The 25,686-nt window shown below is 73.9% G+C and carries 27 protein-coding genes and 1 tRNA gene; 24 read left to right on the forward strand and 4 right to left on the reverse strand.

What is annotated here, in order from left to right; genetic code table 11:
- Positions 1 to 21: 21 nt before the first annotated feature.
- From ACI78T_RS11970 to ACI78T_RS11985, 4 genes are all read left to right on the forward strand, one after another.
- On the forward strand, positions 22 to 663 hold the full coding sequence (locus ACI78T_RS11970) for a sigma-70 family RNA polymerase sigma factor (RefSeq protein WP_456558317.1): 642 nt from the start codon (positions 22 to 24) through the stop codon (positions 661 to 663).
- Complete coding sequence (locus ACI78T_RS11975; RefSeq protein WP_456558318.1) at positions 660 to 1,466, forward strand: anti-sigma factor; 807 nt, start codon at positions 660 to 662, stop codon at positions 1,464 to 1,466. The genes ACI78T_RS11970 and ACI78T_RS11975 overlap by 4 nt, the downstream gene beginning before the upstream one ends.
- Before the next feature lie 83 nt (positions 1,467 to 1,549).
- On the forward strand, positions 1,550 to 1,948 hold the full coding sequence (locus tag ACI78T_RS11980) for a TIGR02611 family protein (RefSeq protein ID WP_456558319.1): 399 nt from the start codon (positions 1,550 to 1,552) through the stop codon (positions 1,946 to 1,948).
- 43 nt (positions 1,949 to 1,991) lie between these two features.
- Positions 1,992 to 2,063, forward strand: a tRNA-Val gene (locus tag ACI78T_RS11985).
- Positions 2,064 to 2,117: 54 nt separating this feature from the next.
- Here ACI78T_RS11985 and ACI78T_RS11990 read toward each other — a convergent pair.
- From ACI78T_RS11990 to ACI78T_RS12000, 3 genes are all read right to left on the reverse strand, one after another.
- Complete coding sequence (locus ACI78T_RS11990; protein ID WP_456558320.1) at positions 2,118 to 2,678, reverse strand: dihydrofolate reductase family protein; 561 nt, start codon at positions 2,676 to 2,678, stop codon at positions 2,118 to 2,120.
- A 67-nt stretch (positions 2,679 to 2,745) separates the two neighbouring features.
- Positions 2,746 to 4,140, reverse strand: coding sequence for a multicopper oxidase family protein (locus tag ACI78T_RS11995; RefSeq protein WP_456558321.1), 1,395 nt, complete (start codon positions 4,138 to 4,140; stop codon positions 2,746 to 2,748).
- Positions 4,141 to 4,153: 13 nt separating this feature from the next.
- Positions 4,154 to 4,987 carry a hypothetical protein gene (locus ACI78T_RS12000; protein ID WP_456558322.1) on the reverse strand — a complete coding sequence of 278 codons (834 nt, stop codon included), beginning with the start codon at positions 4,985 to 4,987 and terminating at the stop codon, positions 4,154 to 4,156.
- 202 nt (positions 4,988 to 5,189) lie between these two features.
- Between ACI78T_RS12000 and ACI78T_RS12005 the strand changes: the two genes are divergently transcribed.
- The 10 genes from ACI78T_RS12005 to ACI78T_RS12050 are packed head-to-tail and all read left to right on the forward strand — an operon-like array spanning position 5,190 to position 14,781.
- Complete coding sequence (locus ACI78T_RS12005; RefSeq protein ID WP_456558323.1) at positions 5,190 to 5,729, forward strand: MOSC N-terminal beta barrel domain-containing protein; 540 nt, start codon at positions 5,190 to 5,192, stop codon at positions 5,727 to 5,729.
- Positions 5,730 to 5,738: 9 nt separating this feature from the next.
- A complete protein-coding gene (locus ACI78T_RS12010) occupies positions 5,739 to 6,836 on the forward strand; it encodes a CapA family protein (protein WP_456558324.1) in 1,098 nt (365 codons plus the stop codon).
- A gap of 40 nt (positions 6,837 to 6,876) precedes the next feature.
- Positions 6,877 to 8,919 carry a threonine--tRNA ligase gene (gene thrS / locus ACI78T_RS12015; RefSeq protein WP_456558325.1) on the forward strand — a complete coding sequence of 681 codons (2,043 nt, stop codon included), beginning with the start codon at positions 6,877 to 6,879 and terminating at the stop codon, positions 8,917 to 8,919.
- Positions 8,916 to 9,455, forward strand: coding sequence for an HIT family protein (locus ACI78T_RS12020; RefSeq protein ID WP_456558326.1), 540 nt, complete (start codon positions 8,916 to 8,918; stop codon positions 9,453 to 9,455). The genes thrS and ACI78T_RS12020 overlap by 4 nt, the downstream gene beginning before the upstream one ends.
- 1 nt (position 9,456) lies before the next feature.
- Positions 9,457 to 10,095 (forward strand): phosphatidylinositol phosphate synthase, encoded by a 639-nt coding sequence (gene pgsA, locus ACI78T_RS12025; RefSeq protein WP_456558327.1) that lies wholly within the window; start codon positions 9,457 to 9,459, stop codon positions 10,093 to 10,095.
- A complete protein-coding gene (locus ACI78T_RS12030) occupies positions 10,092 to 11,009 on the forward strand; it encodes a phosphatidylinositol mannoside acyltransferase (protein ID WP_456558328.1) in 918 nt (305 codons plus the stop codon). The genes pgsA and ACI78T_RS12030 overlap by 4 nt, the downstream gene beginning before the upstream one ends.
- A complete protein-coding gene (locus ACI78T_RS12035; RefSeq protein ID WP_456558329.1) occupies positions 11,009 to 12,181 on the forward strand; it encodes a glycosyltransferase family 4 protein in 1,173 nt (390 codons plus the stop codon). The genes ACI78T_RS12030 and ACI78T_RS12035 overlap by 1 nt, the downstream gene beginning before the upstream one ends.
- 11 nt (positions 12,182 to 12,192) lie before the next feature.
- Positions 12,193 to 12,729 carry a hypothetical protein gene (locus tag ACI78T_RS12040; protein WP_456558330.1) on the forward strand — a complete coding sequence of 179 codons (537 nt, stop codon included), beginning with the start codon at positions 12,193 to 12,195 and terminating at the stop codon, positions 12,727 to 12,729.
- Positions 12,730 to 12,782: 53 nt separating this feature from the next.
- Positions 12,783 to 13,679, forward strand: coding sequence for a pyridoxal 5'-phosphate synthase lyase subunit PdxS (gene pdxS / locus ACI78T_RS12045; RefSeq protein WP_456558331.1), 897 nt, complete (start codon positions 12,783 to 12,785; stop codon positions 13,677 to 13,679).
- Between the two features lie 10 nt (positions 13,680 to 13,689).
- Positions 13,690 to 14,781 (forward strand): heparan-alpha-glucosaminide N-acetyltransferase domain-containing protein, encoded by a 1,092-nt coding sequence (locus ACI78T_RS12050; protein ID WP_456558332.1) that lies wholly within the window; start codon positions 13,690 to 13,692, stop codon positions 14,779 to 14,781.
- A 16-nt stretch (positions 14,782 to 14,797) separates the two neighbouring features.
- On the opposite strand, the gene ACI78T_RS12055 is transcribed toward ACI78T_RS12050, so the two are convergent.
- Positions 14,798 to 15,184, reverse strand: a complete 387-nt coding sequence (locus tag ACI78T_RS12055; protein WP_456558333.1) for a YybH family protein — start codon at positions 15,182 to 15,184, stop codon at positions 14,798 to 14,800.
- 66 nt (positions 15,185 to 15,250) lie between these two features.
- On the opposite strand from ACI78T_RS12055, the gene pdxT reads away from it, so the two are divergent.
- The 10 genes from pdxT to ACI78T_RS12105 all read left to right on the forward strand — a co-directional run bounded on the left by pdxT (position 15,251) and on the right by ACI78T_RS12105 (position 25,682).
- Positions 15,251 to 15,910: a pyridoxal 5'-phosphate synthase glutaminase subunit PdxT gene (gene pdxT / locus ACI78T_RS12060; protein ID WP_456558334.1), complete on the forward strand. Its 660-nt coding sequence runs from the start codon at positions 15,251 to 15,253 to the stop codon at positions 15,908 to 15,910.
- A complete protein-coding gene (locus ACI78T_RS12065) occupies positions 15,907 to 16,659 on the forward strand; it encodes a YebC/PmpR family DNA-binding transcriptional regulator (protein WP_456558335.1) in 753 nt (250 codons plus the stop codon). The genes pdxT and ACI78T_RS12065 overlap by 4 nt, the downstream gene beginning before the upstream one ends.
- A gap of 77 nt (positions 16,660 to 16,736) precedes the next feature.
- On the forward strand, positions 16,737 to 17,303 hold the full coding sequence (ruvC, locus tag ACI78T_RS12070) for a crossover junction endodeoxyribonuclease RuvC (RefSeq protein WP_456558336.1): 567 nt from the start codon (positions 16,737 to 16,739) through the stop codon (positions 17,301 to 17,303).
- On the forward strand, positions 17,300 to 17,932 hold the full coding sequence (gene ruvA / locus ACI78T_RS12075) for a Holliday junction branch migration protein RuvA (protein WP_456558337.1): 633 nt from the start codon (positions 17,300 to 17,302) through the stop codon (positions 17,930 to 17,932). The genes ruvC and ruvA overlap by 4 nt, the downstream gene beginning before the upstream one ends.
- On the forward strand, positions 17,929 to 19,074 hold the full coding sequence (gene ruvB / locus ACI78T_RS12080) for a Holliday junction branch migration DNA helicase RuvB (protein ID WP_456558338.1): 1,146 nt from the start codon (positions 17,929 to 17,931) through the stop codon (positions 19,072 to 19,074). Before ruvA ends, ruvB begins: the two co-directional genes overlap by 4 nt.
- Before the next feature lie 167 nt (positions 19,075 to 19,241).
- The gene (gene yajC / locus ACI78T_RS12085; protein WP_456558339.1) at positions 19,242 to 19,574 is read left to right on the forward strand and encodes a preprotein translocase subunit YajC; all 333 of its coding nucleotides are present in this window, start codon (positions 19,242 to 19,244) and stop codon (positions 19,572 to 19,574) included.
- Positions 19,575 to 19,588: 14 nt separating this feature from the next.
- Positions 19,589 to 21,247: a protein translocase subunit SecD gene (gene secD, locus ACI78T_RS12090; RefSeq protein ID WP_456558340.1), complete on the forward strand. Its 1,659-nt coding sequence runs from the start codon at positions 19,589 to 19,591 to the stop codon at positions 21,245 to 21,247.
- A complete protein-coding gene (gene secF, locus ACI78T_RS12095; protein WP_456558341.1) occupies positions 21,244 to 22,569 on the forward strand; it encodes a protein translocase subunit SecF in 1,326 nt (441 codons plus the stop codon). The genes secD and secF overlap by 4 nt, the downstream gene beginning before the upstream one ends.
- On the forward strand, positions 22,566 to 23,147 hold the full coding sequence (locus ACI78T_RS12100) for an adenine phosphoribosyltransferase (protein WP_456558342.1): 582 nt from the start codon (positions 22,566 to 22,568) through the stop codon (positions 23,145 to 23,147). The genes secF and ACI78T_RS12100 overlap by 4 nt, the downstream gene beginning before the upstream one ends.
- Positions 23,148 to 23,240: 93 nt before the next feature.
- Complete coding sequence (locus ACI78T_RS12105) at positions 23,241 to 25,682, forward strand: RelA/SpoT family protein (RefSeq protein ID WP_456558343.1); 2,442 nt, start codon at positions 23,241 to 23,243, stop codon at positions 25,680 to 25,682.
- Positions 25,683 to 25,686: the final 4 nt, after the last annotated feature.

Consider the following 25,686-nt stretch of genomic DNA (forward strand, 5'->3'; position numbering starts at 1 on the left):
GCACGAACGGGACGTGTGATCATGGGAGCCGTGACCTCCCCGGCGCGGCGTCCGGACGACGCCTCCGGGGACGCCGACGTCATGCGCCGCATCCGCGCGGGCGACCGCAGCGCGGTCGACGACCTCTACGCACGCTTCCGCCGGCCGGCCTTCGCGCTGGCCCGCCGGATCCTCGCCGACGACGCGCTGGCCGAGGACGTGCTGCAGGAGGTGTTCCTCAGCGTGTGGCGGGACCCGTCGGCGTTCGACCGGTCGCGGGGCAGCGTGGCGTCGTGGCTGCTCGCGGTCGTGCACCACAAGGCGGTGGACGCGGTGCGGCGCGAGGAGTCGCAGCGGCGCAGGCAGGTGCAGGCGGAGGAGGAGATGGCGCTGGACGCCCCCACGGCCACGCGCGACGTGGAGGACGACGCGTGGTCCCGGGTGGTCGCCGACCAGGTCCGGACGGCGATGGCCGCGCTGTCCCACCCCCAGCGGGAGGCGCTGACGCTGGCCTACTACGGCGGCTACACGCAGCGCGAGGTCGCCGCGCTCACCGGCACCCCGCTCGGGACGGTCAAGACCCGGATGCTGGCCGGGATGCGCCGGCTCCGGGAGGAGCTCGGCGGCCCGGCGGGGGCAGGAGCCCTGGGCGGGGTCCGGCCGGCGGAGGAGACGCAGCGATGAGCGCCGACCACCAGCGCTTCGACGAGCTGGCCGTCGGCTGGGCGCTGCACGCGCTCGAGCCGGAGGACGAGGCGGAGTTCGCCCGGCACCTGGCCGGCTGCAGCAGGTGCGCGACGACCGTCGCGGAGACCACCGAGGTCATGGGTGCGCTGGCCGCGGACCTGCCGGCCGCCGAGCCCTCCGACGCACTGGCCGTGCGGCTCCGGGAGGCCGTGGCCGCCACGGAGCAGGTGGGCCCGGAGCAGCCGCCGGCGCCCGCACCTCCGCCTCCGCCCGCCACGCCTCCGCCTGCCACGCCTCCGCCCGCCATGCCGGTACCCCGCTCGCGTCCCCGCTCCCTGGCCCGGGGCCTGGTGGCCGCGGCCGTCGCGGCGGTGCTCGGCCTGGGCGTCTGGAACGTCGTCCTGCGCTCCGACCGCGCCGAGCTCAGCTCCACCGTGGCCGCGCAGCAGGACGCGGTGGAGGCGTTGCTGGACCCCTCGGCGACGGTCGCGCCGCTGGGGGAGGAGGGCGACCCGGTCGCCACCGTCGTGGCCCGCGACGGCGAGCTGCGGGTGATCACGCTCGGCCTCCCGGCCAACGACACCGAGGACACGACCTACGTCGTCTGGGGCCTGGGTGGCGAGGCGCCGGAGGCTCTCGGCACCTTCGACGTGGATGGGTCACAGATGGCCGTCCGGACCGTAGAGTCCCGGCTGACCGGCCTCGACGGATTCGCCACCTACGGCATCAGCATCGAGCCCGGTCGGGAAGCTCCGTCGGAACCGACGGAGGTGGTGGCGACCGGGCAGGTGACCAGCTGAGCGAGCACGGGACAGCGGCTCCGCCCGAGCGCGGGCACCGGGAGACCCGGGACGAGCGGCGGGCGCGGTACGACGCCGACGAGGTGCGCAGCCTGCGCGAGCGGGTGGCCGATGCGAAGTGGCGCCGCCGGCTGGCCGCGCGCCGCAGCGTCAACCACGGCTACCGCGTCGCGGTGGGCGTCGTCGGCGGCCTGATCGTCGCCCTCGGCCTGGCGACCATCCCCCTGCCCGGTCCGGGCTGGCTGACCGTGATCGCCGGTCTGTTCGTCCTCGCCAGCGAGTTCACCTGGGCCGAGCGGCTGCTCGAGTTCACCAAGAAGCACGTCAAGCGCTGGACCGACTGGGTCACTGCCCAGCCGGTCTGGGTGCGGTTGCTGATCGCGGCGGCGACGGCGGCGTTCGTGTATGGCGTCCTGGTCGTCACCCTGCACATGACCGGCGTGCCCGACTGGGTGCCGGGGTGGGTGCCGCTCTGGCGGTGACCTTCTGGCACAATCAACGGGCGCGGTCGTCGACGGCCGCAGCGGGCGATTGGCTCAGTGGTAGAGCGCTTCGTTCACACCGAAGAGGTCACTGGTTCGAACCCAGTATCGCCCACCGGCACGAAGGGCCAGGCTCCCCAGCGATGGGGAGGCCTGGCCCTTCGCCGTCTCAGCGGGTCCGGTAGCGGGCGTGGATCAGCCCGCTGGCGAAGGCGCGCTGCTCCACCAGGTCGAGCTCGAGGCGCACGCCGTCGGGGAAGAACCGCTTGCCGCCGCCGACCACCGTTGTCGTCAGGAACAGGTGGTACTCGTCGACCAGGCCGGCCGCGATCGCCTGCGCGGCGAGGGTCGGCCCGTCGATCGTGAGGTCGGAGCCGGACTCCGCCTTGAGCCGGCCGACGGCCTCCGGGTCGAAGGTCCGCTCGATCCTCGTCCGCTCGCTCGACGGCGACTCCAGCGTCGTCGAGTACACGACCTTCTCGGCGGCCTGCCAGTCCCGCGCGTAGGCGACGACGTGCGGCGGAGCGTCGGGCAGCGCGTGCGCGGTCTCCCAGAAGACCATCGTCTCGTACATCCGCCGCCCGTAGAGGTACGTGCCCACGTGCCGGAAGGTGTCGCCGATGTAGGTGTGCACCTCCTCGTCGTCGGCGGCTCCCCAGCCGAGGTCGCCCTCGGCGGCCTCGGCGTAGCCGTCGAGCGAGGTGATCATCGAGTAGATGAGCTTGCCCATGCGTCTCCCGTCCCGGTGGTCGTCGGGGCTGAGACCCGGGGGAGGCGCGGAAGTCATCGATCGGCGGTCAGCCCCCGCCGTACTCCACCAGCCGGAGCATGCCGTCCTCCATGTGGTGGTGGTTGTGGCAGTGGAACAGCCACCGGCCGGGGTTGGTGGCCAGGAAGTCGAAGGTCACCTCGCCACCCCGGGCGGGGACGGCGACGGTGTCCTTCACCGGCCCGCGGCCGGACGGCGTCAGCACCTGGAAGTGGTGCCCGTGCAGGTGCATGGGGTGCCACTTCGCGCTCGTGTTGCGCATCGTGAAGCGCACCCACTCGCCCTCGCCCACCGGCAGCGGGTCGGCGTCCGGGTAGCTCTGCCCGCCGATCTCGGTCCCGGTGAGGGTCAGGTCGTACACCCGGTCGGGGCTGCCGGACGGCAGGTCGAGCGGCTCCCGCGCCAGCAGGTCCTCGTACCGGACCAGCTGCCCGCCCAGCTCCGCCGGCCGCTCGGCCACCGCGGGGGTGGCCGAGGCGTCGCTGCCGGCGTAGCGCAGCACCGCCCGGCCCCAGCCGTCGCGGCCCTCCGCCCGCACGCCGACCTGCCAGGCGCCGCCGGGCTGCGCGGCGTCGACGAGCACGTCGTACCGCTCGCCCATGCCCAGCCGCAGGGCGTCGACCGTGACCGGCTCGACCGGCATGCCGTCGGAGTGCGTGACCGTGAGCCGGTGACCGGCGACGGCGAACCGGAAGCCGGTGTCGGCGGCGATGTTCATGACCCGCAGCCGCAGCCGGTCGCCCGGCCGGGCCTCCAGCACCGGCGCGTCGTCGGGTGGGCGGCCGTTGACCAGCAGCAGCGGGTACGAGCGGCCGCCGAAGGAGACGGTGTCGCCCGGATCGGGGTCCTCGCTCCCGGGGTCCTCGCCTTCCGGGCCGGCCTCGTGCCCGGCGTGGTCGTCCATCCCGTCGCGCCAGTCGTCGAGCATCAGCGTGTACTCGCGGTCGTAGGACAGCTCCTCGGTCCGCGGTTCCACGATGAGCGGCCCGTACAGGCCCCGGTCGAGCTGCATGCCGACGTGCGCGTGGTACATGAACGAGCCGGGGACCGGCGTCTCGAACTCGTAGGTGAAGCCGCCGCCCGGCGCCACCGGGTCCTGGGTGATCCGCGGGACGCCGTCCATCGCGTTGGGCGGCGTCAGGCCGTGCCAGTGGACCGTGGTGTCCTCCGGGAGCTCGTTCTCCAGCTGCACCCGGAGCACGTCCCCGGCCCGGAGGCGGATCTCCGGGCCGGGCACCGTGCCGTAACCCCAGGTGGGGACCGCGTGCCCGGCCAGGTCGACCCGCATGGGCGCGGCCGTCAGCCGCAGGCCCCCCGCGGAGGAGGGACCTGCGGCTGACGGTTCGCGACCGGAGCAGCCGGTGACCAGGGACAGCCCGGCGGCTGCCGTCAGCCCCAGGAACTGGCGTCGGGTCGCCGGCATCCGGTCGTCCGCCTCACTCGACGGTGAACTCGGCGAACATGCCGAGGGTGAAGTGCGGCGGACCGCTGCCCTCGGTGTCGTGCGTCGTGCCCTGGGGGACGAAGCACGCCGCGCCGTACCGGCCGGGCTCCATGCGCAGGAAGGTCGTCTCCGACTCACCCGGGCCGGCGAACACCACACCGGCCAGCTGGATCATCGAGAAGACCTGCTCCTCGGGCTGTGCCAGCACCTCCTCGACGGGCATCGTGACGTCGTCGTTGATGCGGGCGAGGCCGATCTCGTGCATCTCCTCGCCTTCGTTGGTGAAGGTCATCGCGACCACGCCACCGGGCAGGCTGTCCGGGAGCCCCTCGTACTCGTAGTCGACGCCGGTCGCCTCGACCTGCTCGTAGCCGCACTCGGCGAGCATGTACTCGTCGATCTCGTCGTCGGCGGCCGCGAACTCGGGGGCCTCGAGCACCGACTGGTCCCCGGACAGGGCCTGGCGGACGAGACCGGTGGCCTCGGTGACGGTGTCGGAGATCTCCTCCGGTGCGGTCTCCTCGACGTCGCCCAGGAGCGGTTCCACCGTGGCGCCGAACTCCTCCATGGCGGCCTGCGCCTCCTCCGGCGGGGTGGTCTCGTCGATGGGTGGGCCCATCGAGAACGCCGCCTCCAGGTCGACCGATGCCTCGCAGAACTCGGCGGGATCGGCGCTCGCCTCCTCGGACGCGCTGGTCTGGGCGGCCGAGGTGTCCTCGCCGCCGGAGTCGTCCGATCCGCAGGCCACCATCGTGGCCGCGAGCGCGAGCGACGCGCCCCCGAGGACCCAGCGGCGGATGCCCCGTGTCCCAGTCGTCCTGTGCATGCTGTCCAACCTCTCTCTGCGCGGACGGCGACCGCCGGCCGGGTGACGGTGCAGGGTTGCGAGGAGGAGCAGGACGTGGCGGTGCCGGATACACGGTGCGTGGCCGCGCGGTGCCCCGACCAGCGATCCGTCACGCGACGTCAGGACCCGAGCCCGCTGCGTGGTACCGCCTGGTACCGGGAGGCCCGGTAGCGTCGCGGGCGTGACGGCGGAGCAGGCGGTGGGCCGGGTCGCGGAGATCCGGGTCTACCCGGTTCGGTCGCTGGCCGGCACCGCGGTCGAGACGGTCGAGGCCGGGTCGGGCGGCCTGGCCGGCGACCGGGTGTGGACGGTGGTGGGCGAGGACGGGCCGGTGCGCGCGAAGGACGCACCCGCCCTCGCGACGCTGGACCCGGCCGCGGCGGACCCGGTGTCCCTGTCCGAGGTGCTCGGCCGGCCCGTCCACCTCGAGCAGCTCCCTCCGCAGCCGGGGGTGGCGCCCGTCCACCTCGTCTCCCGCGCCGCGGTCGACCGCGCCGCCGCAGGGGAGGTGCCCGAGGGCTGCTCGGCCGACGACCCGCGCGCCAACCTGCTGCTCGACCTCGACCTCGACGGCGACGAGCGGGCCTGGGTCGGCCGCCACCTCCGCATCGGAGGCGCCGTCCTGCGGCTCACCCGCACCCCGAAGCACTGCCTGGGCGTCTACGCCGACGTGCTGACCCCCGGCGTGGTGCGCACCGGGGATCCGGTCGTCCTCGTCTAGGTTCCCGCCGTGGCACGCAGGCTCGGGGTCGTCGTCCTGCTCGCCCTGCTCGGCGCGTGCTCGGCCGGACCGGCGCCCCGAGCGGCCGCGCCGTTCTCACCGTCGGCCCCGCCGCCCCCGCAGAGCTTCACCCTCGTCGCGACCGGCGACGTGCTGGTGCACCAGGACCGGGCGCTCACCGAGGGCGCCGAGCGGGCCGACGGCAGCTACGACTTCGCGGGGGTGCTCGCGCCGGTGGCCCCGCTGATCGGCGGCGCCGACCTGGCGATCTGCCACCTCGAGACGCCGGTCGCACCGGAGGGCGGCCCGTACCGGGGATATCCCAGCTTCGCCGTCCAGCCCGAGATCGTGGGCACCCTGGCCGGTGCCGGGTACGACCTGTGCTCGACGGCGTCGAACCACTCGCTGGACGACGGCGTCGACGGGCTCGTGCGGACCCTCGACGTCCTCGACGCCGCGGGCGTCCGGCACACCGGCACCTACCGCAGCGAGGCCGAGGCGCGGGAGCCCACGCTCGTCGACGTCGGCGGGGTCACCGTCGGGCACGTGGCGGGGACGTTCGGCCTCAACGGGGTGCCGCTGCCGGCCGGCCGGGAGTGGTCGGTCGACGTCGCCGACATCCCGGACGTCTCCGGGATGCTGGCGGCCGCCGCGCGGGCGCGGGCCGCAGGGGCCGAGGTGGTCGTGGCGAGCCTGCACTGCTGCGTCGAGTACCGGAACGACCCGACGGAGGCGCAGGTGGCGGCGGTGCGGGCGCTGCTGGCCTCACCGGACGTCGACCTGGTCCTGGGGCACCACGCGCACGTCGTCCAGCCGTTCGAGCTGATCGCGGGGGAGTGGGTCGCCTACGGCCTCGGCAACCACGTCGCCGAGCACGCCACCCGCGGCTACCCGACCGAGGACTCCGTGGCCGCCCGGTTCACCTTCACCCGGAGAGCCGACGGCCGGTTCGCCGTGACGACGGCCGAGGCGGTGCCGCTGAGCATCCAGCTGGGCGCCGACGCGGTCACCGTGCGGCCGGCGGACCCGGAGACGTTCGCCCGGGTCTCCGAGGTGCTCGGTCGCCGGGGCGGCGTCGCGGCAGGGCTCGCCGTCGTCCCGCACTAGGCTCAAGGGGCCTTTCCCTCGAACTCCCTGGAGCGTCCCCGTGTCGACCCCGCCCTCGCCCACCGCCGTCGGCTCCCTCCGGGTCCCGGCCGGGACGACGGCGCTGCAGGCCCTCAAGGACGCCGGGATCCCGCTGAAGGGCCCCGACGGCGCCGTCGTCGTCCGCGAGGTCGCCACCGGTGAGCTCAAGGACCTCGCCTGGACTCCCGACGCCGACGCGGAGGTGGAGCCGGTCCCGGCGGCCAGCGCGGACGGGCGGGCCGTCATCCGGCACTCGACCGCCCACGTCCTCGCCCAGGCGGTGCAGGAGCTGTTCCCCGGCACCCGGCTGGGTATCGGCCCGCCGGTCGAGAACGGCTTCTACTACGACTTCGACCCCGAGCGGCCCTTCACCCCCGAGGACCTGCAGGCCCTCGAGAAGAAGATGACCGAGATCGTGCGCGCCGGGCAGAACTTCTCCCGGCGCGAGATCAGCGACGCCGACGCGAAGGCCGAGCTCGCGCACGAGCCGTACAAGCTCGAGCTGATCGGCCTCAAGGGCGGTGCCGGCGAGGAGGCCGAGGGCGCCGAGGTCGAGGTCGGCGGCGCCCAGCTCACCATGTACGACAACCTCGACCCGCGCACCGGCGAGCGGATCTGGACCGACCTGTGCCGCGGCCCGCACCTGCCGCGCACCAACGCCATCCCGGCGTTCAGCCTCACCCGGTCGGCGGCCGCCTACTGGCGGGGCAGCGAGAAGAACCCGCAGCTGCAGCGGATCTACGGCACCGCCTGGGAGAGCCGGGACGCCCACAAGGCCTACCTCGAGCACCTCGCCGAGGCCGAGCGCCGCGACCACCGTCGCCTGGGCGCGGAGCTGGACCTGTTCAGCTTCCCCGACGAGATCGGCTCGGGGCTGGCGGTGTTCCACCCGAAGGGCGGCGTCGTCAAGCGGGAGATGGAGGACTACGTCCGCCGCCGGCACATCGAGGAGGGCTTCGACTACGTCGGCACCCCGCACATCACCAAGGAGCACGTCTTCGAGCTCTCGGGCCACCTGCCGTACTACGCCGACACCATGTTCCCGCCGATGGAGCTGGACAACGCGCAGTACTACCTCAAGGCCATGAACTGCCCGATGCACAACCTGATCTTCCGGTCGCGCGGGCGGTCCTACCGCGAGCTGCCGCTGCGCTTCTTCGAGTTCGGCACCGTCTACCGGTACGAGAAGTCCGGCGTCGTCCACGGCCTCACCCGCGTCCGCGGCCTGACCCAGGACGACTCGCACAGCTACGTCACCCCCGAGCAGGCGCCGGGCGAGGTGCGCCACCTCCTGGCCTTCGTCCTCGGCCTGCTGCGCGACTTCGGCCTCGACGACTACTACCTCGAGTTGTCGACCCGCGGCGACGATCCCGCCAAGCAGGACAAGTTCATCGGGTCCGACGAGCAGTGGGCGGTCGCCACCGCCGTGCTCGAGGAGGCGGCGAAGGAGACCGGCCTGGAGCTGGTGCCCGACCCGGGCGGCGCGGCGTTCTACGGCCCGAAGATCTCGGTGCAGGCGCGCGACGCCATCGGCCGGACGTGGCAGATGTCGACCATCCAGTACGACTTCAACCAGCCCGCCGGTTTCGGCCTGGAGTACAGCGCCGCCGACGGCACCCGGCAGCAGCCGGTGATGATCCACTCGGCGAAGTTCGGGTCGATCGAGCGCTTCTTCGGCGTCCTCACCGAGCACTACGCCGGCGCCTTCCCCGCGTGGCTGGCGCCGGTGCAGGTCGTCGGCATCCCGGTCACCGACGAGCAGGTGCCCTACCTGACCGACGTCGCCCTGAAGCTGAAGGCCCGCGGCCTGCGGGTGGAGATCGACGACTCCGACGACCGGATGCAGAAGAAGATCCGGACGGCGAGCAAGCAGAAGGTGCCGTTCGTGCTCATCGCCGGCGCGACCGACGCCGAGGCGGGTGCGGTGTCCTTCCGCTACCGCGACGGCTCGCAGCAGAACGGCGTCCCGGTCGCCGAGGCGGTCGAGCAGATCGCGGCGTGGGTCGCCTCCCGCTCCAACGCCGACCCCTCCGCCGCTGACCTGCCGGGGGCCGCCGGATGACCGACGACGGGCCGGGCAAGCCGTTCGAGCACCTGTGGACGCCCTACCGGATGGCCTACATCCAGGGAGAGGGCAAGCCCACGGGAGCGCACGACTGCCCGTTCTGCGTCATCCCGACGATGAGCGACGAGGACGGGCTGGTCGTGGCCCGCGGGACCAGCGTCTACGCCGTTCTCAACCTCTACCCGTACAACGCCGGCCACCTGATGCTGGTCCCGTACCGGCACGTGCCCGACTACACCGACCTCACCGCCGAAGAGGTCGCCGAGCTCGGCGCCTTCACGCAGACGGCGATGCGCACGGTGCGCGCGGTCAGCGGTGCGCACGGGTTCAACATCGGCATGAACCAGGGCTCGGTCGCCGGTGCCGGCATCGCCGACCACCTGCACCAGCACGCTGTCCCCCGCTGGGGCGGCGACACCAACTTCATGCCGGTCATCGGGCTGACGAGGGTGCTGCCCCAGGTGCTGGCCGAGACCCGCACCCTGCTGGCCGGGGCGTGGTCCGAGCAGGCCGCGCTGGTGCGGGGGAGCTGACGTGCTCGGCAGCAACGCGCGCCCGGCCGTCGCCCGCTTCTGGGCACCGGTCGTGGCCCGCCTCGCCCGCGCCGGGGTCACTCCGGACATGGTCACGGTCACCGGCACGGTCGGCGCCGTCCTGTCGGCGGTCCTCCTCATCGCCAACGGCTGGCTGTGGTGGGGCGCGGTCGCCGTCACCGTGTTCGTCCTGCTCGACATGCTCGACGGGGCGCTGGCGCGAGCCCGCGGCAGCGGCTCGGTGTTCGGCGCCGTCCTCGACTCGGTCGGCGACCGGGCGGCCGACGCCGCGGTCTTCGGCGCCCTGGTCTGGTGGTACTCCGGCGACGGCGACAACCGGCTGCTCGTGCTGCTGGCCCTGGTCTGCCTGGTGCTCGGCGTCCTGACCTCCTACATCAAGGCACGCGCCGAGGGGGTGGGGCTGTCGGCCGACGTGGGCGTCGTCGAGCGCACCGAGCGGCTGATCCTCGTGCTCGTTGGCACCGGCTTCACCGGCCTCGGGATCCCGTACGCCCTGCACGTCACCCTCTGGGTGCTGCTGGCCGGGAGCGCGGTCACGGTCGGGCAGCGGTTCCTGGCCGTCCGCCGGGAGGCCGCCGGTCGCGCCGTCCCGGTCGAGCCGACCCCACCGGCGTCATGAGCGCGCTGAGCGCCCGGCTCACCGATGCCGGGTTCGCCGCCGGCTGGCACGCCGTGCGGCTGCTGCCCGAGCCGGCGGCCCGCGGTGCGTTCGACCGGGCGGGCCGGTGGGCGGCCGGGCGCGACGGCAAGGGCACCCGGCAGCTGCGGGCGAACCTGCGGGTGGTCACCGGCGGAGCGCTGGACGAGGACGAGCTCGCCGACCTGACCGCCCGCGGCGTGCGCTCCTACGCCCGCTACTGGCAGGAGGCCTTCCGGCTGCCGTCGCTGAGCAGCGAGCGGATCGTGGCCGGGACCGAGGTGGTCGGCCTCGAGCACCTGGAGAAGGCCCGCGCCGGCGGGCGGCCGGTGATCATGGCCCTGCCGCACAGCGGCAACTGGGACGCCGCCGGCGTCTGGTTCATCGACTGGCTCGGCGGGCCGTTCATGACGGTGGCCGAGCGGCTGAAGCCCGAATCGCTGTACGAGCGCTTCGTCGCGTTCCGGGAGTCGCTCGGCTTCCGCGTCGTCCCGCTGACCGGCGGGCCCCGGCCCAGCACCGAGGTGCTGCGCGAGTGGCTGGCCGACGGCGGGGCCGCCTGCCTGCTGGTCGACCGGAACCTGGGCAGCGGGGGAGTGCCGGTCGAGTTCTTCGGCCGGCCGGCCGCCCTCCCCGGCGGCGCGGCGCTGCTGGCCGACCGGACGGGCGCGGCGGTCATCCCCACCGTGTGCCAGTTCACCGGGAACGGCTGGCGGCTGGTGTTCTCCCCGGAGGTCCCGGTCGCCGGCCCCGGCCGGCTGAGGGACCGGGTGACCACCGCCATGCAGACGGTCGCCGACGCCTTCGCCGCCGCCATCGCCGACCGGCCGGAGGACTGGCACATGCTCGGCCGGATCTGGGCCGACGTACCGCCGGACCCGCCCAGGCGGCCCTGATGCGCATCGGCCTGGTCTGCCCCTACCAGTGGGACGTCCCCGGTGGCGTCCAGTACCACGTGCGGGACCTGGCCGAGACCCTGCGCGGCATGGGGCACCACGTCGAGATCCTCACGCCGGCCGAGCGCGAGGAGTCGCTCACCGACCCGTGGATCACCTTCGCCGGGCGCACGGTGCCGATCCCGTACAACGGCTCGATGGCCAGCGTGCAGTTCGGGCCGGTGTCCGCCGCGCGGGTCCGCCGCTGGCTGCGCGACGGGCACTTCGACGTCGTCCACGTGCACGAACCCGCGCCGCCGTCGGTGGGGCTGCTCGTCTGCATGATCGCCGACGGGCCGATCGTGGCCACGTTCCACGCGGCGACGACCCGCTCGAAGTGGCTGGCCGCCTGGGGGCCGGTCGTGCGCCCCTGGCTGGAGCGGATCAGCGGGCGGATCGCGGTGTCCGACTTCGCCCGGCGGGTCCAGGTCGAGCACCTGGGCGGCGACGCGGTGATCATCCCCAACGGCGTGCACGTCGGCTTCTTCGCCGACGGGCCGACGCTGCCCGGGTACGCGCGCGGCGTCGACGGGCCGACCATCGGCTTCCTGGGCCGCTACCTGGAACCGCGCAAGGGCCTGCCGGTGCTGCTGGAGGCCATGCGCTCCGTCGTCCGCGAGCACCCCGGTGCCCGCCTGCTGGTGGCCGGCCGCGGCGACGCCGACGAGCTGTGGCAGCTGGTCGGGGAGGACCTGCGACCGCACGTCTCGCTGCTGGGCGAGGTGTCGGAGGCGGACAAGGCGGCGTTCCTCCGCTCGGTCGACGTGTACTGCGCCCCGAACCTGCTCGGCGAGTCGTTCGGCGTCATCCTCATCGAGGCGATGGCGGCCGGGGCCCCGATCGTCGCCAGCGACCTCGACGCGTTCGCCCGCGTCCTGGAGGACGGCGAGGCCGGTGTGCTGGTCCGCCGGGGGGACGCGGCGGCGCTCGGCCGGGCGCTGTGCGAGCTGCTCGCCGACCCCGCGCGCCGGGCCGAGCTCTCGGCCGCCGGACCGCGCGCCGCTGCCGCCTACGACTGGCAGGTGCTGGCCCGCCGGATCCTGGCCGTGTACGAGACGGTGGTCCTGCCCGGCGGCGGCGCGGTCAGCGCGCCCGAGGACGCGGAGGTCCCACCGGGGCGGACGTCCCGCTAGCCTCCGTCCCCGTGACGCCCGACGCCTGGTTGCTGCTCGTCGGCGGGCTCCTGCTGCTCCTCGCCGTCTGGGTGGCGTGGACGCTCACCCGGCTGGGCCGGCTGGAGGACCGCGTCGACCGGGCCTGGCTGGCCCTCGACACCCAGCTGCAGCGGCGCGCCGGCCTGGCGGAGGAGCTGGCCCGCGACTACCCGGCGGCGGTCGGGGAGGACCGCGCCGAGTACCTGGCCGTCTTCGCGGCGGACGCCCGCCGGCCCGTGGACGGCGACCGCGAGCTGGCCGAGAACGCGCTCGGCCGCGAGCTGCGGGAGCTGCCCGGGGACCTGCGCGGGGTGCCGCATTCGCTCCGCACCGACCTGGAGGGCACCGGGATCCGCGTCGGCCTCGCCCGGCGCTTCTACAACGACGCGGTGCGCGACACCCGCGCCCTCCGCCGCTCGCGGCTGGCCCGCCTGCTGCGCCTGCACGCCCGTCGCCCGCTGCCGCGCTTCTTCGACATCGACGACCGCGTCGAGCAGGCTGCCGGGGCCGGTCGGCCCGCGCGCTGAGCGCCGTAGGATCTGCCTTCCGAACACCGTCCGACCACCGTGAGGCAAACCCCGTGTCCGCGCAGAACCCCTCCACCGGTACCGATCGCGTCAAGCGCGGCATGGCCGAGCAGCTCAAGGGCGGCGTCATCATGGACGTCGTCACGCCCGAGCAGGCGAAGATCGCCGAGGACGCCGGCGCGGTCGCCGTCATGGCCCTGGAGCGGGTCCCCGCCGACATCCGGGCCCAGGGCGGCATCGCGCGGATGAGCGACCCGGACATGATCGAGGGCATCATCGGCGCCGTCTCGATCCCCGTGATGGCCAAGGCGCGGATCGGCCACTTCGTCGAGGCGCAGGTCCTGCAGGCTCTCGGGGTCGACTACATCGACGAGTCCGAGGTGCTCACCCCCGCCGACGAGGCGCACCACATCGCCAAGAGCGAGTTCACGGTGCCGTTCGTCTGCGGCGCGACCGACCTCGGCGAGGCCCTGCGCCGCATCTCCGAGGGTGCGGCGATGATCCGCTCGAAGGGCGAGGCCGGCACCGGCAACGTCGTGGAGGCCACCCGGCACATGCGGCAGATCCGGGCGGACATCAAGCGCCTGGCGACCCTCGACGAGACCGAGCTGTTCGTGGCGGCCAAGGAGCTCCGGGCGCCCTACGACCTCGTGGCCGAGGTGGCCCGGCTCGGGAAGCTGCCGGTGGTGCTGTTCACCGCCGGCGGCATCGCGACCCCCGCGGACGCGGCGATGATGATGCAGCTCGGCGCCGAGGGCGTATTCGTCGGCTCGGGCATCTTCAAGTCCGGCGACCCCGCGCAGCGGGCCGCCGCGATCGTGCAGGCGACGACGTTCCACGACGACCCCGACGTCATCGCCAAGGTCTCGCGCGGCCTGGGCGAGCCGATGGTCGGCATCAACGTCTCCACCCTCCCGGAGAGCGAGCGCTACGCCACCCGCGGCTGGTGAGGCGCGGCCGGTGAGCGCCTCCGGCGACGGCCGCGTCGGGGGGATCGACCTCGCCCGCGGCCTCGCCGTCCTCGGCATGTTCGGGGCGCACCTGCGGATCGGCACCGAGCTGACGACCGATCCGTCGAGCTGGGCGGCGGTCGTCGACGGCCGGTCGTCGATCCTGTTCGCCACGCTCGCCGGCGTCTCGATGGCCCTGCTCTCCGGGGGCGAGCGGCCGGCCGAGGGCATCGACCTGGTCCGCGCCCGGGTGCGCATCCTGGTCCGGGCCGCCTGGGTGTTCGCCATCGGTGCGGCGCTGGAGTGGCTGGACACCTTCGTGGCGGTCATCCTCCCCGTCTACGCCGTCCTGTTCGTGCTCGCGCTGCCGTTCCTCCGCTGGTCGCCCGGCCGGCTGTTCGTCAGCGCGGGGGCGGTCGCGCTCGTGGGGCCGCCGCTGGACGCGCTCCTCGGGCAGGTCCTCTCGGTCGCCGACGCGGAGTCGCACTACGTGGCCGAGCTGCTGGTCACCGGCACCTACCCGGCGATGCTGTGGCTGGCCTTCGTGCTCGTCGGCCTGGGTGTGGGCCGGCTGGACCTGGGCAGCGGATCGGTCCGGGCCCGCCTGGCCGGCGCGGGAGCCGTGGCTGCGGTGGTCGGCTACGTCGGCGGCTGGATGAGCACCCGGGCGCTGGCCGACGGGCTGCCCTCCGCCGGGCCCGAGGAGGGCTTCGCCGCGCCGGTGGGGGAGTGGCGGGCCGCCTGGTTCACCGGCGCCGAGCCGCACAGCGGCACCACCTTCGAGCTGGTCGGGTCCTGCGGGTTCGCCGTCCTCGTGCTCGCCGCCTGCCTGGTGGTCGCCGATCGGCTGCCGCTGCTCACCTTCCCGCTGCGGGCCGTGGGGGCGCTGGCGCTGACGGTCTACACCGCCCAGATCGTCGTCCTCTGGGCCCTGCTCCAGGTGGGACCCGAGCGCCCGGAGGGCGCCGGGCTGTGGCTGGCGTTCGTCGTCAGCGCCCTCGCCGGCGCCGGCCTCTGGTGGTGGCGGCTCGGCCGGGGACCGCTCGAGCGGCTGCTCACCTGGACCTCGTCGCGTGCTGCGGCTGTCGGCCCGGTGTCCTGAGGCGGACGACGACGGGTCAGCCCGCCCGCTCCTGCTCGACCGAGTGCGGCTTGCCCGGCCAGCACGCCCACTCCTCGAAGTCCTCGACGCGGCCGTCGGCCGCGAAGCGCAGCACCCACAGGTCCCGGTACTCCTGCGGCTGAGGCTCGCCGTAGCGGACCTCCAGCCGGACCACGGCGTCGGACCCGTCGACGGCGACCGCCTCCGCGGTCACCTCGAACGTCAACCCCGCGTCGTCCAGCCAGAACGCCTGGATGCCGGCGTGCCCGAGCTTCGGCTCCGCGTACGGCGACGTGCGGTAGCGGGCGTCCTCGGTGAACAGGCCGGCGACCCCGGCCAGGTCGCCCGACCGCCAGATCCGCTCGTACTCGGCGACCCACCGCATCACCTCGTCGCGATCCATGCGGGCACGCTGCCACACGCCGGGCGCCCGCGGGCCTGCGCGGACGCGGCCGTACGCTGACCCGTCGTGTCCAGCGGATCCGGCCGCCCGGTGATCGGGGTGCTCGCGCTCCAGGGCGACGTCCGCGAGCACGTCGCGGCCCTTGCCGACCAGGGCGCCGACCCCGTCGTGGTGCGCCGGCCGCAGGAGCTGGCCGGCGTCTCCGGGCTCGTGCTGCCGGGCGGCGAGTCGACGACCATCGCCAAGCTGGCCGCCCGCACCGGGTTGCTCGAGCCGCTGCGGGCGGCGGTGCGCCAGGGCCTGCCCGTCTACGGCTCGTGCGCCGGGATGATCCTGCTGGCCGACCGCATCCTGGACGCCCCGCCGGACCAGGAGACGGTCGGCGGGCTCGACGCGACCGTCCGCCGCAACGCCTTCGGCCGCCAGGTCGACTCCTTCGAGTCCGAGGTGGACCTGGGGCTCGACGGCGGTCCGCTGCACGCGGTGTTCATCCGCGCCCCGTGGGTCGAGGAGGCCGGCGCCGGCGTCGAGGTGCTCGGCCGCGTCGTGGGCGGGGCGGCCGACGGTAGGATCGTGGCCGTCCGCCAGGGGAACCTGGTGGCCACGAGCTTCCACCCCGAACTGACCGGGGACCGCCGGGTGCACGCGCTGTTCGTCGAGATCGTGCGCCGTTCCCTGGCGCAGAAGGCCGGCACAGCTGCCGGGGACGAGAGGGGTCTGTCGTGAGCGGCCATTCCAAGTGGGCGACGACGAAGCACAAGAAGGCCGGGATCGACGCCAAGCGCGGCAAGCTCTTCGCCAAGCTGATCAAGAACATCGAGGTCGCCGCCCGCACCGGCGGCGGCGACCCGGCGGGCAACCCGACGCTCTACGACGCCATCCAGAAGGCGAAGAAGAGCTCGGTCCCCAACGACAACATCGACCGCGCGGTCAAGCGCGGGTCCGGCGCCGAGGCCGGTGGCGTCGACTACCAGGGCATCACCTACGAGGGCTACGCCGCCGGCGGTGTCGCCGTCCTCATCGAGTGCCTGACCGACAACAAGAACCGCTCGGCCATGGAGGTCCGCACCGCCATGACCCGCAACGGCGGGTCGATGGCCGACCCCGGGTCGGTGTCCTACCTGTTCTCCCGCAAGGGCGTCGTGGTCGTGCCGAAGACCGACAGCGCCGACGAGGACACCGTGCTCATGGCGGTCCTCGACGCCGGCGCCGAGGAGGTGCGCGACCTCGGGGACACCTTCGAGGTGGTCAGCGAGCCCGGCGACCTCGTCGCCGTCCGCACCGCCCTGCAGGACGCCGGGATCGACTACGACTCGGCCGACATCGGCTTCGTGCCGAGCGTGACCGTCGAGCTGGACGAGGACGGCGCCGGCAAGGTCTTCCGGCTCATCGACGCCCTCGAGGACCTCGACGACGTGCAGAACGTCTACGCGAACTACGACGTCTCGGACGAGGTGCTCGAGAAGGTCGGCTGACGGAGTGTCGCCGGGGGTTCTGACACCCGGCGGCTCTACAGTCGAACACCAGTTCGGCTGACGGCGGGAGTCTTCTCATGCGGGTGCTCGGCATCGACCCGGGCCTCACCCGGTGCGGGTGGGGCGTGGTCGACGGGCGTCCCGGCGCCCGGCCCACCGCGGTCGGAGTGGGCGTCGTCCGCACCATGGCCGAGCTCGACCTGGAGCTGCGCCTGCTCGAGCTGCACACGGCGGTGACGGCGCTGCTGCGCGAGCACCGGCCCGACGTCGTCGCGATCGAGCGGGTCTTCACGCAGAACAACAAGGGCACCGCCATGGGCACGGCTCAGGCCGCCGGGGTGGCGGCGCTCGCCGCGGCCCAGGCCGACCGGCCGGTCGCGTGGCACACGCCGAGCGAGGTCAAGGCCGCCATCTCCGGCAACGGCCGCGCGGACAAGGAGCAGGTCACCCTCATGGTCACCCGGGTCCTGGGGCTCGCCTCCCCGCCGAAGCCGGCCGACGCGGCGGACGCCCTCGCGCTGGCCGTCTGCCACGCCTGGCGGGGCCCGGCGCAGCAGCGGCTGCGCGTCGCGGCCCTGGCCGGGGGGATCGGCGCCCCCGTCGTGCAGCGCACGCTGCCGCGCTGGACGGGGGTCGCGAAGTGATCGCCTCGGTCTCCGGGCGGGTCGCCGCCGTCTCGCCCGACGGCGCCGTGGTGGAGGTCGGCGGCATCGGGCTGGCCGTCCAGTGCACGCCCGGCACCATCGCCCGGCTGCAGCCGGGGGAGAACGCCCGCCTGTCCACCAGCCTGGTCGTCCGCGAGGACTCCCTGACCCTCTACGGGTTCGCCGACGACGACGAGCGGCAGCTGTTCGAGCTCCTGCAGACGGCCAACGGCGTCGGTCCGCGGCTCGCGCAGGCGGTGCTGGCCATCCACCCGCCGCGCGAGGTGCGCCGGGCGGTCTCGATGGCCGACGTCAAGGCGCTCATGCAGGTGCCGGGCATCGGCAAGAAGGGTGCCGAGCGGCTGATCCTCGAGCTGCGCGACCGGCTCGGCTCCACCACCAGCGACACGTCCCTGGACGCGCCTGCCGGGCTGCCGTCGGTGACGCCGGTCGCCCCGTGGCGCGACCAGCTGACCTCCGCCCTGGTGGGGCTCGGGTGGTCGGCGAAGGAGGCCGACACGGCCCTGGGTCAGCTCGCCCCGGTCGCCGACGAGCAGATCGCCGCGACCGGCGCGGTCGAGGTCGCGGTCCTCCTGCGCCAGGCGCTGCAGCTGCTGGGCCGGCAGTGAGCGCCCCGTTCGACCGGCCGTTCACCGGCTCGATCGCCGACGCGCTCGGCAAGGAGACCGCGGTCTCCCCGCAGGCGGGTGACGAGGAGCGGGTCGTCGAGTCGGCCCTGCGGCCGCACTCGCTGCACGACTTCATCGGCCAGCCGAAGGTCGCCCGCCAGCTGGCTCTCGTGCTGGAGGGCGCCAAGCGCCGCGGCCGGCCGCCGGACCACGTGCTGCTGTCCGGCCCGCCCGGGCTCGGCAAGACCAGCCTCGCGCTCATCATCGGCTCGGAGCTGGGCACCTCGGTGAAGATCACCAGCGGCCCGGCCATCGAGCGCTCCGGGGACCTCGCGGCCATGCTGTCGAACCTCGCGCCCGGCGACGTCCTGTTCATCGACGAGATCCACCGGATCGCCCGCCCCGCCGAGGAACTGCTCTACATGGCGATGGAGGACTTCCGGGTCGACGTCGTCGTCGGCAAGGGCCCCGGCGCGACCGCCATCCCGCTGGAGATCAGCCCGTTCACCCTCGTCGGCGCCACGACGCGGGCCGGTCTGCTGACCGGCCCGCTGCGCGACCGCTTCGGGTTCGTCGGCCAGATGGAGTTCTACGAGCCGGCCGAGCTGCAGCAGGTCCTCCGCCGCAGCGCCGACCTGCTCGGGGTGGAGCTCACCGAGGACGGCTCGGCCGAGATCGCCGGGCGCTCGCGCGGCACCCCCCGGATCGCGAACCGCCTGCTGCGCCGGGTGCGCGACTACGCGGAGGTGGAGGCCGACGGGCGCGTCACCCGTGACGTCGCGCAGGCAGCGCTGGCGCTCTACGACGTCGACGTCCTGGGCCTGGACCGGCTCGACCGCGCCGTGCTCGAGGCGCTCGTCGTCCGCTTCGGTGGCGGGCCGGTCGGCGTCGCGACCCTGGCGGTGGCCGTGGGGGAGGAGCCCAACACCGTCGAGGAGGTGTGCGAGCCGTTCCTCGTGCGCGCCGGGCTGCTGGCCCGCACGCCCCGGGGACGTGTCGCGACCGAGGCGGCCTGGCACCACCTCGGGCACCCGCTGCCCCGCGGTGGGGCGCTGATCAGCGGCGCGGGCGGGGGGTTCGGCGGGGGAGGCGGCGCACCGGGTACCCCGGGTGCGTCGTCAGAGCCCCTGTTCGGCGCATAGACTCCCGCACGCTGGCGCGCAACTCGTCCCGGCCGCGGCCGCGCGCGTCCGTCCGGTCGCCCCTGGGCGTGAGCGGCCGTGCACGAGGCAACCGATGCACCCGAGCGGTCCCGACCGGGACCGCACCCACCGCGGAGCTCGACGCGCGGTAGAGAGGCACACCTGTCGTGGAGTACTTTCCGATCCTCGTCTTCGTGGCGCTGGCGCTGCTGCTGTTCGTGCTGCCCGCCCGGCAGCGCAAGCGGATGCAGCAGCAGGCCCAGGAGCTGCAGAACTCGCTGACCATCGGCACGCCGGTGATGACCAGCGGGGGCCTCTACGGGACGGTCGCCGCGTTGGGTGAGAAGACCGTCGACCTCGAGGTCGCGCCCGGGGTCGTCGTCACCTTCCTCCGGCCGGCGATCGTGGAGGTCCGCAAGCCCGCCGGCACGCTCGACGAGGGCACCGACTCCGGTTCGCCCGGCACTGCCGGGGACCGCCCCGCCGACGGCACCCTCTGAGCCGGGGGACCACCGTGGCCAACCGCTCCCTGCCCGCGGGCCGTTACTTTGCGGCGTTCGCGCTGATCGTCGCGATCCTCTACGGCCTCATCTACTTCACCGGCACGACGCGCACCCCTCAGCTCGGGCTGGACCTGCGCGGCGGGACGACGGTCACGCTGACCGCGCGGACGCCGGACGGTCAGTCGCCCGCTCCGGAGGACCTGGAGCTGGCCCGCCAGATCATCGAGCAGCGGGTCAACGGCCTCGGCGTCGCCGAGGCCGAGGTGGTGACCGAGGGCGACTCCAACATCGTCATCTCGGTGCCCGGCGACGACGGCGAGCAGGCGCGCGAGCTGGGCCAGACCGCGCAGCTGCGCTTCCGGCCGGTCATCAGCGGCCCGGAGCCGGCCACCCCGGCGTCGGACAGCGCGGCGCCCACCGACAGCGCGGCGCCCACCGACACGGCGGCGCCCACCGACACCGCGGCGCCCTCCGACACCGCGGCACCCTCCGACAGCGCGGCACCGACGGACCCGGCGGCTGCGACCGGCACGGCGGCGCCGTCGGGCGACGCGGTCGAGGACCCCGAGGCCGACACCGACCGCCCGGCGGTCACCCAGGAGGAGGCCGCGGCGGAGTACGCGACCCTCACCTGCGACACCGAGGCGCCCGGTTCGGTCGACCGGCCCGAGGACTACGTGGCCACCTGCAGCGAGGACGGCACCGCGAAGTACCTGCTCGGCCCGTCGGTGGTCGAGGGCACCGCCGTCACCGACGCGTCCGCGGGCACCCGGTCCGGTACCGGTGAGTGGATCGTCCAGCTGGACTTCGACAACGAAGGCTCGGCCGCGTGGGCCGCCTACACCGCGGCGAACATCGGCCAGAGCGTCGGGATCACCCTTGACGGCCGGGTCATCTCCGCCCCGTCGATCAACTCCGCCATCTCCGGCGGCACGGAGATCTCGGGCAGCTTCGACCAGGAGTCCGCGACCGAGCTGGCCAACCAGCTCAAGTACGGAGCCCTGCCGCTGAGCTTCACCCAGGCGACCGCGCAGTCCATCTCCACGGAGCTCGGGGAGGAACAGCTGCGGGCGGGCCTCATCGCCGGTGCCATCGGTGTGGCGCTGGTGTTCGTCTACTCGCTCATCTACTACCGCCTGCTCGGCCTGGTGATGATCGCCAGCCTGGTGCTCTCGGGCGTCGTCGTCTACGCCTGCCTGGTGCTGCTCGGCCGGCAGATCGGGTTCACGCTGAGCCTGGCCGGCATCGCCGGCTTCATCGTGGCGCTGGGGATCACCGCCGACTCGTTCGTCGTCTACTTCGAACGGCTCAAGGACGAGATCCGGGAAGGCCGCAGCTTCCGGTCGGCGGTACCGCGGGCGTGGGTGCGGGCGCGCCGCACCATCCTCTCCGCGGACGCGGTCAGCTTCCTGGCGGCCGCGATCCTCTACCTGCTGGCCATCGGCGACGTGAAGGGCTTCGCGTTCACGCTGGGCATGTCGACGGTCCTGGACCTGGTCGTGGTCTTCCTCTTCACCCACCCGCTGATCGCGGTGCTCTCGCGCTTCCGCTGGTTCGGGAGCAGCCGCATCTCCGGGCTCGGCCGGGTCGAGCACACCCGCCGCCCTGCCCGGAGCACCGCCGACGCCGGGCGGGACCTGGTCGGCGCCGCAGACAGGAGCACGTCATGAGCCGCACCCCCGACGACGACCGGCGCGAGGACGAGCTCGCCGAGCAGCCGGCCGACGAGCAGGCGCTCGCCGACGCCGGGCTGCCCCAGGAGGTGGGCGACTCGTCCGTCCGCGTCCGCACGCGGGCCGGCCTCGGGCACCGCCTCTACAACGGCGAGGCCGGCCTGGACGTCGTCGGCCGCAGCGGGCTGATCTACCGGGTCACCGCTGTCGTCGTCGCGCTCTGCCTGCTCTCCATGGTCTTCCGCGGCTTCAACTTCGGCATCGACTTCGAGGGCGGCAACAGCTTCCGGCTGCCGGGCACCGAGCAGCAGCTGGAGGAGGTGCGGACGGCCGCCGAGGACGCCGGCGCCGAGGTCGCCACCGCGCAGGTCGTCGGGGGTGACACCCTGCTCCTGCGGACTGGAACCCTGGACAACGACACCGAGCGGGACGTCGTCGACGCGATCGCGGGCGCGGCCGGGGTCGAGGCGAGCCAGGTGAGCCCCGAGTCGGTCAGCGCCGAGTGGGGCCGGGACATCACCGACCAGGCGCTGATCGCCCTGGTGGTCTTCCTGGTGGCCGTGGTGCTGTTCCTGGCCGTCCGCTTCCAGCCCAAGATGGCGATCGGAGCCATGGCGGCGCTGGCGCACGACATCGTCGTGACCGCCGGGATCTACTCGCTGGTCGGCTTCGAGGTCACGCCGTCGACCGTGATCGGCTTCCTCACCATCCTCGGCTTCTCGCTCTACGACACCGTCGTGGTGTTCGACAAGGTCGACGAGAACGTGAAGGACCTCGACCGCAGCGCCCGCATGACCTGGAGCGAGGCGGCCAACCTGGCGGTCAACCAGACGCTCATGCGCTCGATCAACACCTCGGTCATCGCGCTGCTGCCGGTCGCCGGCCTGCTGTTCGTCGGCGCGGGTCTGCTCGGGGTGGGCACGCTCAAGGACCTGGCGCTCGTGCTGTTCGTCGGGCTCGCGGTGGGGACGTACTCCTCCATCTTCCTGGCCACGCCGATCGTGGCCGACCTCAAGGAGCGCGAGCCGGAGGTGCAGGCCCTGCGGCGGCGCGTCCAGGCCCGGCGGTCCTCCGCGGCCCGCCAGGGCGGGCGCGCCGCGGTCCCGGCCGGTCCGGTGGCCAGCGCCCGGCGGGCTCGTCCCGCGCGGGGTGGCGTCGCCGTCGCGGAGCTCCCGGACGCGGTGGAGGCCGACGTCGTCGTCGAGTCGCCGGCCTCCGTCCGGCCCGAGGGCAGCGGGGCCACGGCGGCGCCGCGACCGGGTGCGCGGCCGCAGCGACCGGGCGGCAAGGGCCGGCCGGCGGGCAAGAAGCGCCGGTGAGCGCCGCCGGGCCCGAGGCGCCGCTGGACGAGCTCATCGCCTCGCTGACGGTCGACGTCCCCGACCACCCGGAACCGGGGGTCCTCTTCCGCGACCTCACGCCGGTGTTCGCCGACGGCCCGGCGTTCCGCCGGATGGTGCACGGGCTCGCGGCCCCGGCGGCGTCCGACCCGCGGGCGGCCGCGGTCGCCGAGGGGGCCGGCCCGGACTTCGACGTCGTCGTCGGGGTCGAGGCCCGCGGCTTCCTGCTGGCGGCCGCGGTGGCCCTGGACGCCGGGGTGGGCGTCGTCCCGGTGCGCAAGGCGGGCAAGCTACCGCGGGAGCGCATCGCGGCCGACTACTCGCTGGAGTACGGGACGGCGACCCTGGAGCTGCACGCCGACTCGATCCGGCCGGGGGCCCGCGTCCTCGTCGTCGACGACGTGCTGGCCACCGGCGGGACCCTGGGCGCGGCCATCGCCCTCGTCGAGCGGCTGGGCGGGATCGTCGCCGCCGTCTCGGTGGTCGTCGAGCTGACCGCGCTCGGCGGGCGCGAGCGGCTGGCCCCTCACACCGTCCACGCGCTCTGGACCACCTGAGCGGGGGAGACGTTCGTCCCGTCTGGGGCCTGACGGGGCATCGCCCCGCTAGCATGGAAGGGGTCATCCCTCGTCAGCAGGGCAGGAGGAGCCGTGGCCTCGGACGTAGCCGCAGACGCGGCTCCCGCGCGGCCGGGTGAGCCCTCCACCGAGGGCGCCGCGCCGCCGGCCGCCGGTGCGCCGCAGCGCGCGCCGCTGCCCGACCGGCCGGCCGTCCGCCGTCCCGACGACGTCGGCTCCGAGCCCGGCGAGCCGGACGGCACTCCTCGCCGGCGCGTCCGGGACCGGCTGACGCGCCGCATCATGGCCAGCCCGCGCACGCCGGTCGTGCGCCCGGTGCTCGAGCCGCTGGCCGCCCTGCACCGGCAGAGCCACCCCAAGGCCGACCTGGCGCTCCTGCAGCGGGCCTACGACGTCGCCGAGGCGGCGCACGCCAGCCAGAAGCGCAAGAGCGGCGACCCCTACATCACCCACCCGCTGGCCGTCGCGACCATCCTCGCCGGGCTGGGCATGGACACCACGACGCTGGTGGCGGCGCTGCTGCACGACACCGTCGAGGACACCGGGGTCACCCTCGAGTCGATCACCGCCGACTTCGGCTCGGAGGTCACCCACCTCGTCGACGGCGTCACCAAGATCGACAAGGTGAAGCTGGGCGACGCCGCCCAGGCCGAGACCATCCGCAAGATGATCGTCGCGATGGCCCGCGACCCCCGGGTGCTGGTCATCAAGCTGGCCGACCGGCTGCACAACATGCGCACGCTGCGCTTCCTCCCGCCGGAGAAGCAGGAGAAGAAGGCGCGGGAGACGCTGGAGATCCTGGCCCCGCTGGCGCACCGGCTGGGCATGAACACGATCAAGTGGGAGCTCGAGGACCTCGCGTTCGCGACGCTCTACCCCAAGCGCTACGACGAGATCGTGCGCCTGGTCGCCGAGCGCGCGCCCTCCCGGGACACCTACCTGGCCGAGGTCACCTCGCAGGTCCAGGAGCAGCTCAAGGCCGCGAAGATCGAGGCGGTCGTCACCGGCCGGCCGAAGCACTACTACTCGATCTACCAGAAGATGATCGTCCGCGGCCGGGACTTCACCGACATCTGGGACCTCGTCGGCATCCGGATCCTGGTCGACTCGGTGCGCGACTGCTACGCCGCGCTGGGCATCATGCACGCCCACTGGCAGCCCCTGCCCGGGCGCTTCAAGGACTTCGTCGCGATGCCGAAGTTCAACATGTACCAGTCGCTGCACACGACCGTGATCGGCCCGCACGGCAAGCCCGTCGAGCTGCAGATCCGCACGCACGACATGCACCGCACCGCCGATTACGGCATCGCCGCGCACTGGAAGTACAAGGAGAGCGCGCGGGCCGGCGGCAAGCCGAGCGCGGGCGAGTTCGGCGCGCCGCCCAAGGTCGGCTCACCCGACGACATGCTCTGGCTGCGGCAGCTGCTGGACTGGCAGCGGGAGGCGCAGGAGCCCGGCGAGTTCCTCGAGACGCTGCGCTACGACCTCGGCCCGCAGGAGGTCTTCGTCTTCACGCCGAAGGGCGACGTGATCAGCCTGCCCGGGGACTCCACGCCGGTCGACTTCGCCTACGCGGTGCACACCGAGGTCGGCCACCGGACCATCGGCGCCCGCGTGAACGGCTCGCTGGTCTCCCTGGACAGCAAGCTCTCCAACGGCGACGTCGTCGAGGTGTTCACCTCCAAGTCGCCCACCGCCGGCCCGTCCCAGGACTGGCTGTCGTTCGTCGGCTCCTCCCGGGCGCGCACCAAGATCCGGCAGTGGTTCACCAAGGAGCGCCGCGAGGACGCCGTCGAGGCGGGCAAGGAGGCGCTCACCCGCGCCATGCGCAAGGCCGGCCTGCCGCTGCAGCGGCTGCTCGGAGGCGAGGCGCTGTCGACGCTGGCGAAGGACCTGCGCTACGCCGACGTCACCGCGCTGTACGCCGCGGTGGGGGAGAACCAGATCTCCGCCGCCTCGGTGGTGGAGAAGCTCATCACCGCGCTGGGTGGCAGCGAGGGCGCGGTCGAGGACATCGCCGAGACCGCCATCCCGACCCGCCGGGTGCCGCGCCGCAGCGCGAGCGGCGACCCGGGTGTCGTCGTCCACGGGATGAGCGACGTGTGGGCCAAGCTCGCCAAGTGCTGCACCCCGGTGCCGGGCGACGACATCCTGGGCTTCGTCACCCGTGGCGGTGGGGTCAGCGTGCACCGCACCGACTGCACCAACGCCGCGGACCTGCAGCGAAAGCCCGAGCGGCTGGTCGAGGTCGAGTGGGCCTCGCAGCCGGGTTCGGTCTTCCTGGTCGCCATCCAGGTGGAGGCGCTCGACCGGCACCGCCTGCTCTCCGACGTCACCAAGGCCCTGGCCGACGAGCGGGTCAACATCCTGTCGGCCTCGGTGCAGACCAGCCGGGACCGGGTCGCGATCAGCCGCTTCACCTTCGAGCTGGCCGACCCCGCGCACCTGGGCGCCGTGCTGCAGACCGTGCGGAACGTCGAGGGCGTCTTCGACGTGGAGCGCGTCACCGCCTGACGCA

Source organism: Blastococcus sp. SYSU D00922 (genome assembly GCF_054050495.1).

Bases quoted from the DNA above. Each gene is read 5' to 3' on its own strand.
- ACI78T_RS11970 (WP_456558317.1), top strand. From the start codon at position 22: ATGGGAGCCGTGACCTCCCCGGCGCGGCGTCCGGACGACGCCTCCGGG.
- ACI78T_RS11975 (WP_456558318.1), top strand. From the start codon at position 660: ATGAGCGCCGACCACCAGCGCTTCGACGAGCTGGCCGTCGGCTGGGCG.
- ACI78T_RS11990 (WP_456558320.1), bottom strand. From the start codon at position 2,678: ATGGGCAAGCTCATCTACTCGATGATCACCTCGCTCGACGGCTACGCC.
- ACI78T_RS11995 (WP_456558321.1), bottom strand. From the start codon at position 4,140: ATGCCGGCGACCCGACGCCAGTTCCTGGGGCTGACGGCAGCCGCCGGG.
- ACI78T_RS12000 (WP_456558322.1), bottom strand. From the start codon at position 4,987: ATGCACAGGACGACTGGGACACGGGGCATCCGCCGCTGGGTCCTCGGG.
- ACI78T_RS12020 (WP_456558326.1), top strand. From the start codon at position 8,916: ATGACCGACGACGGGCCGGGCAAGCCGTTCGAGCACCTGTGGACGCCC.
- ACI78T_RS12030 (WP_456558328.1), top strand. From the start codon at position 10,092: ATGAGCGCGCTGAGCGCCCGGCTCACCGATGCCGGGTTCGCCGCCGGC.
- ACI78T_RS12035 (WP_456558329.1), top strand. From the start codon at position 11,009: ATGCGCATCGGCCTGGTCTGCCCCTACCAGTGGGACGTCCCCGGTGGC.
- ACI78T_RS12055 (WP_456558333.1), bottom strand. From the start codon at position 15,184: ATGGATCGCGACGAGGTGATGCGGTGGGTCGCCGAGTACGAGCGGATC.
- ruvC (WP_456558336.1), top strand. From the start codon at position 16,737: ATGCGGGTGCTCGGCATCGACCCGGGCCTCACCCGGTGCGGGTGGGGC.
- secF (WP_456558341.1), top strand. From the start codon at position 21,244: ATGAGCCGCACCCCCGACGACGACCGGCGCGAGGACGAGCTCGCCGAG.